Genomic DNA, 12,486 nt, shown 5'->3' on the forward strand with positions numbered 1-12,486 from the left:
GAATGATTTTAGATCAAATAATTGGATTTTTTTCAAGTGATATGGGGATTGACTTAGGTACTGCAAATACTTTAGTTTTGGTAAAAGATAAAGGTATAGTGATTGATGAACCTTCGGTTGTTGCGGTAGAGCGTGAAAGATATGGTAGGGTTAAAATTTTAGCTGTTGGAAAAGAAGCTAAGGAAATGGTAGGAAAAACCCCAGGTAATATCGAAGCAATCCGTCCTATGAAAGATGGTGTGATTGCTGATTTTGATATGACTGAAAAAATGATCCGTTATTTTATAGAAAAAACTCATAGAAGAAAATCTTTTTTAAGACCTAGAATTATCATTTCAGTTCCTTATGGTTTAACTCAAGTTGAAAGAAAGGCAGTTAGAGAAAGTGCGTTAAGTGCGGGTGCTAGAGAAGTATTTTTGATAGAAGAACCTATGGCAGCAGCTATTGGTGCAAATTTACCAATTAGAGAGCCTCAAGGGAGCTTGGTGGTAGATATTGGCGGTGGTACTACTGAAATTGGTGTTACTTCTTTGGGTGGTCTTGTGATTTCAAAATCTATCCGAACAGCTGGTGATAAGCTTGATACTAGTATAGTAAATTATGTAAAAGAAAAATACAATCTTGTCATAGGTGAAAGAACGGGCGAGGAAATCAAAATCGCAATAGGCTCAGCAGTTCAGCTTCCAAAAGAGCTTTCTATGGTAGTTAAAGGACGCGATCAAGTAACAGGATTGTTAAATAGAATAGAGTTAACAAGTGAAGATGTAAGAGAGGCTATGCGTGAGCATTTAAAAGAAATTGCTGATGCATTAAAAATCGTTCTTGAAATGATGCCGCCTGATCTTGCAGCTGATATTGTTGAAAATGGTGTTGTTTTAACAGGAGGCGGAGCTTTAATACGTGGTCTTGATAAATATTTATCTGAAATTGTAAAACTTCCAGTATATGTAGCTGATGAGCCACTTTTAGCAGTGGCAAAAGGCACAGGTAAAGCTTTGGAAGAAATTTCTTTATTGCACCAACTAACGAATGAAGAGTAAAATTCTTAGTGTTTTAATTTTATCTTTTTTAGTGTTTGTTTCGTTTTATTATGGAGATATAATAAAACGAAATGTTTTAGATTTAAATATTGCTATTGTTAATCAGTTTTCTCAAAGCATTAATCTTTTAAAAGATAAATTTAATGAGCATTTTAATCAAGCTCAAGAAATTAAAAAATTAAGAGAAAGAAATGCTGAACTTGAAAAAAACAATATCTATATGAAAAACTTTGCCAATGAATTAAACAATATTTTAAGTGATAAAAATTCAAGTTTTTATTATCCTAATGTTAGTTTAGTTAAGGCAACTTCTTATGCTCAAATTAGCGATTATCATAAGGTTTGGCTTGATGTGGATTATAAAGGAAAAATTAAAGGCTTAATTTATAATGGCTATACAGCAGGCATAGTTATAGAAAAAAATGGTAGAGCTTTGGGACTTTTACAAGGTGATGAAGAGTGTATTTTTTCCGTATATATAGGTAAGGAACAAGCACCAGGTATAGCTCATGGTAGAAATGATTATGTTTTAGTTAAATATATTCCTAAATGGCTTGAACTTAAAATGGGCGATAAGGTTTATACAAGTGGCTTAGATGAGATTTTCTTTTCAGGAATTCCAGTAGGCGAAATTTTTAAAATAGAAGAAGAAGGCGCCTATCAAAATGCATATGTTAAACCTTATGTAAAAATGAAAGTACCAAGTTATTTTTATATGGTAGAAAATTTTTAATAAAAAGTTATTTATTTTAGTTGATATAAATTATTATTTACTATTAAATATTAGAATTATCTCCGAATTTTAAAAATTTAGGAGATTAAATGAAAAAATATATCAGTAGTTGTTTAGCTTTTTGCTGTTTAAGTGGTGCTATTTATGCAAATGAAGTGGAATATGATGCACAAAAAATAGCAGATATTTTTTATCAACTTAATGCTGATCCTAAAAATCCAAAAGCAAAAGTTAATCATGCAAAAGGCTTTTGTGCTATGGGAACTTTTGAGCCAGCTTTGTCTATTAATAAAGAAGTTGATGTGCCTTTGTTAACACAAAAAAGTTTGCCAATCCAAGTAAGATATTCTTTGGGTGGAGCTTTTAAAGATGATAAAAGCAAAACAAGAGGTATGGCTATTAGAATTACTGATCCTAAAGATTCTGCTTCTTGGACTATGGTTATGCTAAATACAGAAATAAATTTCGCAAAAAATCCTAAAGAATTCGGTCAGTTTTTTGAAATGAGACTTCCTGTAAATGGTAAAGTCGATCAAGAAAAAATAAGCAAGATGATGCAAGAGGTTGATTCTTATAGAAATTTTGCTGCATATACTGATAAAATTGGCATTAGTAAAAGTGTAGCAAATACTCCATTTTTTAGTATTCATACTTTTTATTTTAAACAAGCAAACGGAGAAAACTATTTACCAGCAAGATGGAAATTAGTTCCAAGTGAAGGTGTGGCATATTTAAATGAAGCACAAATGAAAAGTGCGAGTAGTGATTTTTTAAAAGAAGATTTCCAAAATCGTGTAAAAGCTAATAAGCCGGTTGAGTATAAAATGTATTTAGTATATGCAAATAAAAATGATATTACCAATGAAACAACGGCTTTATGGAGTGGTAAGCACAAAGAAAGTCTAGTTGGGACTTTTAAGGTTAATGCCTTGAGCGATGAAGATTGTAATTTTGATGTATATTTTCCTTCGGATGTACCTCAAGGGGTTAATCCACCACAAGATCCTTTATTTGATGTAAGAAATGAAGCTTATGCTATAACTTTTGGTAAGCGTCAATAAAATTTAGCTCTTTAAGAGCTAAATTCTTTGTTAAATTCAACTTCTAAAAAACTTATATTTGTTATAATTTGGCTAAAAATTCAGCTTAGGAAAATACATGCCAAAAAGAACAGATATAAAAAATATATTATTAATAGGCAGCGGGCCTATCATTATAGGTCAAGCTTGTGAGTTTGATTACTCAGGAACTCAAGCGGCAAAAACTTTAAAAGAGCTAGGTTATAGAGTAGTTTTGATCAATTCTAATCCGGCTACGATTATGACAGATCCTGAATTTGCTGATGCAACTTATATAGAACCAATTACCAAAGAAAGTATTCTAAGTATTATCAAAAAAGAAAAAATCGATGCGATTTTACCCACTATGGGTGGCCAAGTTGCTTTGAATGTTGCTATGGAAGTTTATGAAAGTGGCGAGCTTGCAGATGTAAAATTTTTAGGTGCAAATCCTGAAGCGATTAAAAAAGGCGAAGACAGACAAGTTTTTAAAGAATGCATGAAAAAAATTGGCATGGATTTACCAAAATCTATGTATGCGTATAATTATGAAGAAGCTTTAAAAGCTGTTGATGAGATTGGTTTTCCTTTGATGATTAGAGCTTCTTTTACCTTAGGTGGTGCAGGAAGTGGCGTGGTGTATAATATGGATGAGTTTGCAGAACTTGCAAATACTGCTTTAGCGCTAAGCCCTATCCATGAAATTTTAATCGAAGAAAGCTTACTTGGTTGGAAAGAATATGAAATGGAGGTCATTAGAGATAAAAATGACAATTGTATTATCGTTTGCTCTATTGAAAATGTCGATCCTATGGGAGTTCATACAGGCGATTCTATTACTATAGCTCCTGCTTTAACTTTGACTGATAAAGAATACCAAGCGATGCGTAATGCTTCTTTTGCTATTTTAAGAGAAATTGGAGTAGATACAGGTGGATCAAATGTGCAATTTGCTATCAATCCAACTAATGGTAGAATGATAGTTATTGAAATGAACCCTAGGGTTTCAAGATCTTCAGCCCTAGCTAGTAAAGCTACGGGCTATCCTATAGCTAAGGTAGCTACACTTTTAGCAGTTGGATTTAGTTTAGATGAGATTAAAAATGATATCACAGGAACTCCTGCTTCATTTGAACCGGTAATTGATTATATCGTAACTAAAATTCCTCGTTTTACTTTTGAAAAATTCCCAAATGCAAGCACAGAGCTTGGCACTGCTATGAAAAGCGTGGGTGAGGTTATGGCTATAGGGAGAACTTTTAAAGAAAGCATTCAAAAAGCACTTTGCTCACTTGAGAGAAATTTAAGTGGGTTTGATACTATAGAATGTGATAAAAATGAGCTTTTAGCAAAAATCCGCCAAGCTAATGAAAAACGCTTGCTTTATATAGCACAAGCTTTTAGAGAAGGTTTTAGCACACAAGAGCTTTTTGAGCTTTGCAAAATAGATCCTTGGTTTTTAAACCAAATCAAAGAAATAGTGGAATTTGAAAATCAAATAGATATGGATATTTTAAGTAATAAGCAACTATTAAGAAAAGCTAAAACCTTAGGTTTTTCAGATAAAAAAATTGCTAGCTTAATTAATCAAAAAGATAATCTTGAGTTAAGCCAAAATGATATTTATTATGCAAGAATTAAACACAAAATCATCGCTCAATATAGTGAAGTAGATACTTGTGCAGGAGAATTTGAAGCACTGACCCCGTATTTATACTCAAGTATTAATACAAATGAAGCTACGCAAGTAAAAGAAAGTAAAGATAAAAAAGATAAAAAAGTGATGATTATAGGTGGTGGACCAAACCGCATAGGACAAGGCATTGAGTTTGATTATGCTTGCGTGCATGCTTCTTTTGCTCTAAAAGATATGGGTGTAAAAACTATAATGTATAATTGTAACCCAGAAACGGTTTCAACAGATTATGATACAAGCGATATTTTGTATTTTGAGCCAATTGATTTTGAGCATTTAAGAGCGGTTATTGATAGAGAAAGACCCGATGGAGTGATAGTGCATTTTGGTGGTCAAACTCCGCTTAAATTTGCAAAACGCCTTAGTGCTTTTGGAGCAAAGATTATAGGAACAAGTGCAAGGGTAATAGATTTAGCTGAAGATAGAAAGAAATTTGCTAAATTTATTGAAGATCTAGGTATAAATCAACCTAAAAATGGTACAGCCATAAGTGTAGAAGAAGCGATTATAAAAGCAAATGAGATAGGTTATCCTGTGCTTGTTAGACCAAGTTATGTTTTGGGTGGTCGTGCAATGCGTGTAGTGCATGATGAGAGTGAGCTTAGACTTTATATGCAAGAAGCAGTAGATGTGAGTGATAAATCTCCGGTATTAATCGATCAATTTTTAGATAATGCAACTGAGCTTGATGTAGATGCGATAAGTGATGGAAAAGAAGTTTATGTAGCAGGTATTATGGAGCATATTGAAGAAGCAGGAATTCACTCAGGTGATAGTGCTTGCTCTTTACCTGCTGTAAATATTGATGAAGCTATGCTTGAAATGATTGAGCACAAAACAAAAAATATTGCTTTAAATTTAGGTGTAGTAGGGCTTTTAAATATACAATTTGCTATTTATGATAATAAACTTTATATGATAGAAGTAAACCCAAGAGCTAGTAGAACCGTGCCTTTTGTGAGCAAAGCCACAGGAATTCCTTTAGCTAAGGTTGCAACACGCGTGATGTGGCAAGGAAATTTAAGAGAAAGCTTGAAATTTTATGACACCTTTAAAGTGGTAGAGGAAAAAAACGGAATTTTAAGAGCTAAAAAGCCAAAACATATTAGTGTAAAATCAGTGGTATTTCCTTTTGCTAAACTTAGCGGAAGCGATCTTGAGCTTGGACCTGAAATGCGCTCAACCGGTGAAGTTATGGGAGTAAGTAAAGATTTTGATAACTCTTATGCAAAAAGCCAACTTGCTTCTTCAAATTTCTTACCAGAAAGTGGTAATGTGTTTTTATCACTAAGAGAGCAAGATAAAAAATATGCAGTAGATTTAGCTAATGAGTATATTAAGCTAGGATTTAAAATCATTGCTACGAGTGGAACTTATAAAGTTTTACAAGAAGCGGGCTTGGAGTGTGAGTTTGTGCATAAAATTTCTGAAGGACGCCCGAATGTAGAGGATAAATTAAAAAATTCTCAAATTCAACTTGCTATAAATACTAGCGATGAGCATAGTTTTAAAGGCGACACTAAAAAAATTAGAGCAAATATTTTACGCTTTAAAATCCCATATTTTACAAATCTAAGAGCAGCTTATGCGGGGATTAAAGCTATCAAAGCTATACAAAATAAATCATGTCTTGAAGTAAAGAGCTTACAAGAATACTTAAAAACATGATTTATCTTGCTCAAACTGATACAACAGCAGGGTTTTTAAGTAAGGACTTAAAAGCCCTTAATACTTTAAAAAAAAGGCCCTTAAAGCAAGATTGTTTAATTACTACGGCTAAATTTAGTGAGCTTAAAAAACTTACAAGAGTGCCAAATTATTTTAAAAATACTATTAGAAAATCCAAAAAAACTACTTTTTTATATCCTAATTCTAAAGCAATACGCGTTGTGAAAGATTGCACTCATGAGGAATTTTTAAAAAAGTTTGATTGGCTTTATTCTACTTCTGCAAACATTCATGGAAAAAAATTTGATCTAAATTGGGCTATGCAAAATGCAGATAAAATAGTAGATGAAAAGTTTTTTGAAAGTGGAGCCTCAAAGATTTTTAAACTTCGAGGCATTAAAAAAGTTAAACTGCGTTAATTTCCAAGCGGCCAAAATACTTTTGGCTCTTCGCCGATTTTTGCTTGTCCATGATACATTCCAAGTTTATCTTTAGTCCAAGCATAACCAACTTTTCCATTTTTATCTATTGAAATAATTCCGCCTGTACCACCAAGTTTTGCAACTTGTTTGATGGTTTCTTGGGCTGCTTTTTGCACTGAAAGTTTTTTGTATTTATACAAAGACGCAACTTCATGAGCTGCAGCTACTCTTATGTAAATATCACCTGTTCCTGTGCAAGAAATTGCTACTGAGTCATTATTTGCATAATTTCCTGCTCCTATGATAGGAGAATCCCCAATGCGTCCTGTCATTTTATTTGTAGTGCCACCTGTGCTTGTACCTGCTGCTAGGTTGCCGTTTTTATCTAAAGCTATTGCACCTACTGTGCCTAAATATGGCTCGGTGCTTACACCAAGATGAGCTTTTGCCTTATCACTATCTAATAAAACTTCCTTGCTTTTTTTAGCTTCTTGAAGTTGTTTGTATCTGTGCTCTGTAAAGAAGTATTTTTGTCCTACTATTTCTAAGCCATGTTTTTTGGCTAATTTATCAGCACCCTCGCCCGCTATTAAAGTATGGGGTGTTTTTTCCATAACAAGTCTTGCTGCTTCTATAGGGTTTTTAATCGTCCTAGCCATAGCAACTGCGCCTGCTTTTAAATTTTTTCCATCCATTATAGATGCATCAAGCTCATTAAATCCATCAGAGGTAAAAACAGCACCTTTCCCAGCATTAAATTCAGGACTATCTTCCATTACTTTAATAGCGGCTATAACTGCATCAACCGAGCTTCCTCCTTTTTCAAGTATGCTTTGACCTGCTTTTAAAGATTCTTTCATTACCTTTTCTCTTTTGGCAAATTCTTCTTTGGTAAGTCCTAAGCCACTTGTTCCACCATGTATAACGATGATAGGTTCAAAATTTTTTGCAAAGACATTATTGCTTAGTAAAAATATTAAACTAGTTAATGTCAATAAAATTCTTTTACTACAGGTTAAAAATTTCATTATTTACTCCTTTTTTAAAATTATTTATTATATTTAATAAAAATTAAATATAACTAAAATTTAATTAATAAATGAGTATTTTTAGGACAAAAATTCTACTTTTTATTTTTATAGGTGTTATTTTTGAAAAATTTTTTAGAAATTAATTAAAATGTTTTTATATTTATTGCAAAATTAGGAGGTATTTTAATGTTTAAAACTATTGTAGCTAAGAAAATATCATTTTTCACAGCTTTGATTTTGGTTGTTGGATTTGGTATTTTTGTTGGACTAAATTATTATTCGTCTAAAACGGATATTCTTCAAAGTATTGTAAGTGGAAAGCAAGAAAGTGTTAAAAATGGAAAAAATTTTTCAGATTTATACTTCAATACTAAGATAGAGAATATTAAAAAAATCGCTGCAAATATTATTGAACATAAAAATGTAAGTGAGGAATATATTGGTTCTTTTTTAGAAAAGATGTTTGGTTTTTATTCTTTTAATGCTATTTATGTTGGGTATGAAAAAGATGGTAGCTTAATTGATGTAGATATTAATTCTAAAGGAAAACATTTTATTTTAAATCAAGAAAAAGATGGTTTTGATGCTAGAGAACGCGTGTGGTATCAAAATGCAAAAAATAAAAATAAGGTAAGCATTTCAGAACCTTTTTTAGATGTCGTAACTAAAAAAATAGCTTTGTCAGTGTCAATTCCGATTGTTATTGATGGGAAATTTTATGGAGTTTTAGCAGGTGAGTTTTTTCTAGATGATATACGCAATGCTTTTGGAAGATTAAAAACTACTGCAAGTAATAATGTGTTTTTAATCAATGAAAGAAAGGAAATGATAGCTCATTCTTCTGCTAATATAGATTTTTATGAAGACAATGAAGTTAAAGAAGTGTTAAAAAATTTTGTTAATGTTGCAAGTGTAACTCCAAATGAAACTACTGATTTGATTTTGTATAAACTTAAAGGTCAAGAACGCTTAGCTGTGTGTATTATGGGAGAAAATTCTTTAACTTTGTGTTCTTCTAATGCTTTGAGTGATTATGATGAGGTTTTAAACGGACTTTTAATTACCCAAGTTATATTTGGTGTGATTTTTGTCCTTGTTATTATCGTTATTTTGGGTGGTATGATAGAGCATTTTCTTAAGAAAATTATATTTATTAAAGAAGCTTTAGAAGATTTTTTTGAAAGTTTAAACTACAAAGGCGATATGAAAGATATAGATTTAAATATCAAAGGAAATGATGAATTTGCTATTATTGGTAAAGAAATCAATAATGGTATAAAAAATATCCAAAAGAATTTAAAGCAAGATAAGAAGGCTGTGTTTGAAAGTGTTCAAAAGTTGAAAGAGATAGAGCTTGGAGATTTATCTGTTAGAATTGATAATGATCCTATAAATCCTCAACTAATAGAGTTAAAAAATGTATTAAATGAATTACTTGATATTTTAGAAGAGAAAATAGGATCAAACATCAACGAGCTTGATAGAGTGCTTGAAAGTTATAAGGCTTTAGATTTTTCAACACAAGTTGAAAATGCAAAAGGAAGTGTAGAAATAACAACAAATGTTTTAGGTTCAGAAATCAAAAAGATGTTGATTTCTTCTTCTAAATTTGCACATAAACTAACTATACAATGTGAAAAACTAGAAGAATTTATGCAAAAACTTGTTGATGGAACTTATTCTCAATCAAATTCTTTGGAAAAATCCATAAAAGCAGTAGAGCAAATAAACATTTCTATGCAAAATGTTGGAGGTAAAACTACAGAGGTTGTTTCTCAAGCTGAAAATATTAAAGAAGTAGTAAATGTGATCAAGGATATAGCAGAACAAACAAATTTATTAGCATTAAATGCTGCCATAGAAGCTGCTCGTGCGGGCGAACATGGCAGAGGTTTTGCTGTGGTTGCTGATGAGGTGCGTCATTTGGCTGAAAAGACAGAAAGAAGTTTAGGTGAGATAGAAGCTAATGTAAATATTTTAGTTCAAAGTGTTAATGATGTTTCTATATCAATGCATGAACAAACTCAAAGTATTTCACAAATCAATGATGCGATAATTCAACTAGAAGATGTCACAAAAGAAAATGTAAAAATAGCTAATTTTACTAATGAAACTACTAAAGAAGTAGGGGATATTTCTCAAGATATATTAAAAGAGGTAGAAAGTAAGAAAATTTAATACCAAGGAGCTTATTATTTTGTAATTTTGGTTATAATTTGCACTTTTAAAAAAGGTAGATTATGATTGAAAGAACAAAAATAAGCTCTAATTTTGGTTGGTTTATGGTAATTTTAGGTGGTTTGGTTGAGTGTTTTTGGGTAAGTGGTTTAAAATACTCTACTGAAATTTGGCATTATGCTTTAACAGCCATTGGAGTTTGTATATCTTTTACATGTTTTTTAAAAGCTTGTGAAAGACTTGAAGTAAGTATTGCTTATAGTGTTTTTGTAGGTATTGGCACGGTTGGAGTGGTGCTTAATGAGATGTTTATTTTCAATGAGCCAAGTTCTATTACCAAGCTTACTTTAATAGCCATTTTGCTTTTAAGTATCATAGGCCTTAAAATCCTTAGCAAGGAAGCTAAGTAATGGAATGGTTCTTTTTGTTTTTGGCGACTGCTTTTGAAATTTTTGGCGTGATTATTATGAAACAACTTGTAAGCACTAAAAATAAGCTTTATCTTTTAGCTTTGATAGTGTGTTTTGCTTTTTCATTTGGATTTTTAAGCCTTAGCATGCAAAGTATTGCTATGAGTGTGGCTTATTCTATATGGACAGGAGCTGGAACTGCAGGCGGGGTTATCATAGGGGTGCTGTTTTATAAAGAAAGCAAAAGCTTTTTAAAGCTTTTTTTGATTGCTCTTATCATTGCTTGCACCGTGGGTTTAAAAATACTTTCATAGGTTTAAAATGAAAATATACATTAGCGGTATAGACACAGATGTTGGCAAAACTTATCTAAGTGCTAGAATTTGTAAAGAATTGGGTTTTGATTATTTTAAGCTTATCCAAGCAGGCACGCCAAAAGATAGTGAGGTAGTAGCTGAGTTTAGCCCAAAAACTAAGATTTTCAAAGAAGGTGTGTTTTTACAAACCCCTGCTTCACCGCACAAAGGTAGGATTTTAGAGAATTTAAATTATAAAGCTTTTGATATACAAATTCCACAAAGTGAAAAACTCATTATCGAACTAGCTGGTGGGCTTTTTTCGCCCCTTGATGATGAAAAAACAATGATTGATTATATGAGTGCGTTTAAGCACCCTACGATTTTAGTCGCAAAAGACTATCTAGGAAGTATCAATCACACACTTTTAAGCATAGAAGCACTAAAACAAAGAGATATTAAAATCCTTGCTTTAATCTTAAAAACTCAAGATACTTTTAGCAAGGATTTTATAAGCAATTATGCTAAAATTCCTATCATAGAATTTGATGATAAAGTGTGTGAAAAACTTTCAAAAATCCTTGAAAATCTCTCTTAAAGACTGCACTATATAAGCAATTTCATCTTCATTTATAACATATGGTGGCATGAAATAAATTGTATTTCCAAGTGGTCTTAAAAGCAAGCCTTTTTCTAAGGCTCTTTGAAAGACTTCAAGTCCTGCTCTTTGATATTTGCTTTTTTGTATATCAAATGCACTTACCATGCCTAAATTTCTAAAATTTCCTAAAAAGTCAAATTCTTTTAAACTCTCCCATTGAGTTTTTATAAAAGCACTTTTGATTTTATTTTTTGTGATGATATTTTCTTTTTCAAAAATATCCAAAGTCGCATTAGCCGCTGCACAAGCTAGGGCATTACCTGTGTAGGAGTGAGAGTGTAAAAAGGCCTTTTGGCTCTCATAACTATCATAAAATTTCTCATAAATTTCATCTTTAGTAAGCACCACTGAAAGTGGTAAATACCCACCCGTGATAGCTTTAGAAAGACATATATAATCAATACTTTGTGAGCAATAATCAAGCGCAAACATTTCCCCTGTGCGTCCAAAACCTGTGGCTATCTCATCAAATATCACTTGCACGCCATAATCTTTAGCAAGTTTAACCGCCTCATCTAAATACCCAAGCTCATACATATGCATATTGCCCGCACATTGAAGTAAAGGCTCAAGTATAAAAGCACAAATTTCATGATGATGATTTTTTAAAATGCTTTCTAAAATTTCAAGTTCTTTTGTATAATCCTTGCTTGTTGGCACAGGCGTTGTGATACTTTTTAAAAGTAAAGGCTCATAGGTTTTTTTATAAAGTGCTACATCGCCAACGCTTAATGCACCTAAGGTTTCTCCATGGTAAGAATTGCTAAGCGATAAGAATTTATCCTTTTTAGAGCCATTGTTTAAGTGGTATTGAAAGCTCATTTTTAAAGCCACTTCTATGGCTGAACTACCATTGTCTGCAAAAAAGCATTTATCAAAAGGTAAAAGCTTGCAAAGTCTTTGTGAAAGCTTTATGATAGGCTCATGTGAAAAACCAGCAAGTATAACATGCTCTAAATTTTGAAGTTGATCTTTGATTTTTTCATTGATATATTCATTACAATGGCCAAAGATATTTACCCACCAAGAGCTAATGCAGTCTATGTAGGATTTTTCATCAAAATCATACAAATACACTCCCTTGACCTTTTTTATAGGTATTAAAGGTAAAAACTCATGATCGCTCATTTGCGTGCAAGGGTGCCAAATGTGTTTTAAGTCTAGTTCTTTTAAATTCATTTTTACTTCTTTGATTTTTATTACTAATGATACTACAATTAAGCTTATGTGCTATCTTAAAAATAACAATCACTTCTTTTAACATTTTTTGTATAATTAAATATTTAAATAGTA

General features: G+C 31.8%; 11 protein-coding genes and 1 pseudogene. 10 read left to right on the top strand and 2 right to left on the bottom strand.

Features of this window, described 5'->3' with window-relative positions:
• Positions 1 to 2 precede the first annotated feature (2 nt).
• The 5 genes from L8U04_RS01110 to L8U04_RS01130 all read left to right on the top strand — a co-directional run bounded on the left by L8U04_RS01110 (position 3) and on the right by L8U04_RS01130 (position 6,614).
• Positions 3 to 1,040: a rod shape-determining protein gene (locus tag L8U04_RS01110; RefSeq protein ID WP_012662095.1), complete on the top strand. Its 1,038-nt coding sequence runs from the start codon at positions 3 to 5 to the stop codon at positions 1,038 to 1,040.
• On the top strand, positions 1,030 to 1,773 hold the full coding sequence (gene mreC / locus L8U04_RS01115) for a rod shape-determining protein MreC (protein ID WP_133319511.1): 744 nt from the start codon (positions 1,030 to 1,032) through the stop codon (positions 1,771 to 1,773). Before L8U04_RS01110 ends, mreC begins: the two co-directional genes overlap by 11 nt.
• An 89-nt stretch (positions 1,774 to 1,862) precedes the next feature.
• Positions 1,863 to 2,834, top strand: a complete 972-nt coding sequence (locus L8U04_RS01120; protein WP_263660462.1) for a catalase — start codon at positions 1,863 to 1,865, stop codon at positions 2,832 to 2,834.
• Positions 2,835 to 2,931: 97 nt separating this feature from the next.
• Positions 2,932 to 6,195, top strand: coding sequence for a carbamoyl-phosphate synthase large subunit (carB, locus tag L8U04_RS01125; protein ID WP_263709217.1), 3,264 nt, complete (start codon positions 2,932 to 2,934; stop codon positions 6,193 to 6,195).
• Positions 6,192 to 6,614 carry a Sua5 YciO YrdC YwlC family protein gene (locus L8U04_RS01130; RefSeq protein WP_133319514.1) on the top strand — a complete coding sequence of 141 codons (423 nt, stop codon included), beginning with the start codon at positions 6,192 to 6,194 and terminating at the stop codon, positions 6,612 to 6,614. The genes carB and L8U04_RS01130 overlap by 4 nt, the downstream gene beginning before the upstream one ends.
• On the opposite strand, the gene L8U04_RS01135 is transcribed toward L8U04_RS01130, so the two are convergent.
• The gene (locus L8U04_RS01135) at positions 6,611 to 7,645 is read right to left on the bottom strand and encodes an isoaspartyl peptidase/L-asparaginase family protein (protein WP_263661971.1); all 1,035 of its coding nucleotides are present in this window, start codon (positions 7,643 to 7,645) and stop codon (positions 6,611 to 6,613) included. The genes L8U04_RS01130 and L8U04_RS01135 overlap by 4 nt on opposite strands.
• A gap of 462 nt (positions 7,646 to 8,107) precedes the next feature.
• Here L8U04_RS01135 and L8U04_RS08330 point away from each other — a divergent pair.
• The 5 genes and pseudogenes from L8U04_RS08330 to bioD form a co-directional block, all read left to right on the top strand.
• Positions 8,108 to 8,611, top strand: a pseudogene (locus tag L8U04_RS08330) (cache domain-containing protein); the annotation flags it as partial.
• Between the two features lie 690 nt (positions 8,612 to 9,301).
• Complete coding sequence (locus tag L8U04_RS08335; protein ID WP_375154850.1) at positions 9,302 to 9,826, top strand: methyl-accepting chemotaxis protein; 525 nt, start codon at positions 9,302 to 9,304, stop codon at positions 9,824 to 9,826.
• 62 nt (positions 9,827 to 9,888) lie between these two features.
• Positions 9,889 to 10,236, top strand: a complete 348-nt coding sequence (locus L8U04_RS01150) for a DMT family transporter (RefSeq protein WP_263709218.1) — start codon at positions 9,889 to 9,891, stop codon at positions 10,234 to 10,236.
• Positions 10,236 to 10,550 carry a DMT family transporter gene (locus tag L8U04_RS01155; protein ID WP_087699706.1) on the top strand — a complete coding sequence of 105 codons (315 nt, stop codon included), beginning with the start codon at positions 10,236 to 10,238 and terminating at the stop codon, positions 10,548 to 10,550. The genes L8U04_RS01150 and L8U04_RS01155 overlap by 1 nt, the downstream gene beginning before the upstream one ends.
• Positions 10,551 to 10,557: 7 nt before the next feature.
• Entirely contained in the window at positions 10,558 to 11,130 is a 573-nt protein-coding gene (bioD, locus tag L8U04_RS01160; protein ID WP_263709219.1) for a dethiobiotin synthase, read from the top strand.
• Here the strand turns inward: bioD and L8U04_RS01165 are convergent.
• Positions 11,104 to 12,372 carry an adenosylmethionine--8-amino-7-oxononanoate transaminase gene (locus L8U04_RS01165; RefSeq protein WP_263709220.1) on the bottom strand — a complete coding sequence of 423 codons (1,269 nt, stop codon included), beginning with the start codon at positions 12,370 to 12,372 and terminating at the stop codon, positions 11,104 to 11,106. The genes bioD and L8U04_RS01165 overlap by 27 nt on opposite strands.
• Positions 12,373 to 12,486: the final 114 nt, after the last annotated feature.

Origin of the sequence: Campylobacter sp. IFREMER_LSEM_CL908, assembly GCF_025771545.1 — a bacterium.
In the GTDB taxonomy this organism is placed as follows: Bacteria; Campylobacterota; Campylobacteria; order Campylobacterales; family Campylobacteraceae; genus Campylobacter_D; species Campylobacter_D lari_D.

What these genes read in the sequence shown, in the direction of transcription:
- mreC (WP_133319511.1), top strand. Translation starts at nt 1,030, where the DNA reads ATGAAGAGTAAAATTCTTAGTGTTTTAATTTTATCTTTTTTAGTGTTT.
- L8U04_RS01120 (WP_263660462.1), top strand. Translation starts at nt 1,863, where the DNA reads ATGAAAAAATATATCAGTAGTTGTTTAGCTTTTTGCTGTTTAAGTGGT.
- L8U04_RS01110 (WP_012662095.1), top strand. Translation starts at nt 3, where the DNA reads ATGATTTTAGATCAAATAATTGGATTTTTTTCAAGTGATATGGGGATT.
- bioD (WP_263709219.1), top strand. Translation starts at nt 10,558, where the DNA reads ATGAAAATATACATTAGCGGTATAGACACAGATGTTGGCAAAACTTAT.
- L8U04_RS01165 (WP_263709220.1), bottom strand. Translation starts at nt 12,372, where the DNA reads ATGAATTTAAAAGAACTAGACTTAAAACACATTTGGCACCCTTGCACG.
- L8U04_RS01150 (WP_263709218.1), top strand. Translation starts at nt 9,889, where the DNA reads ATGATTGAAAGAACAAAAATAAGCTCTAATTTTGGTTGGTTTATGGTA.
- L8U04_RS01135 (WP_263661971.1), bottom strand. Translation starts at nt 7,645, where the DNA reads ATGAAATTTTTAACCTGTAGTAAAAGAATTTTATTGACATTAACTAGT.
- L8U04_RS08335 (WP_375154850.1), top strand. Translation starts at nt 9,302, where the DNA reads ATGCAAAAACTTGTTGATGGAACTTATTCTCAATCAAATTCTTTGGAA.
- L8U04_RS01130 (WP_133319514.1), top strand. Translation starts at nt 6,192, where the DNA reads ATGATTTATCTTGCTCAAACTGATACAACAGCAGGGTTTTTAAGTAAG.
- carB (WP_263709217.1), top strand. Translation starts at nt 2,932, where the DNA reads ATGCCAAAAAGAACAGATATAAAAAATATATTATTAATAGGCAGCGGG.
- L8U04_RS01155 (WP_087699706.1), top strand. Translation starts at nt 10,236, where the DNA reads ATGGAATGGTTCTTTTTGTTTTTGGCGACTGCTTTTGAAATTTTTGGC.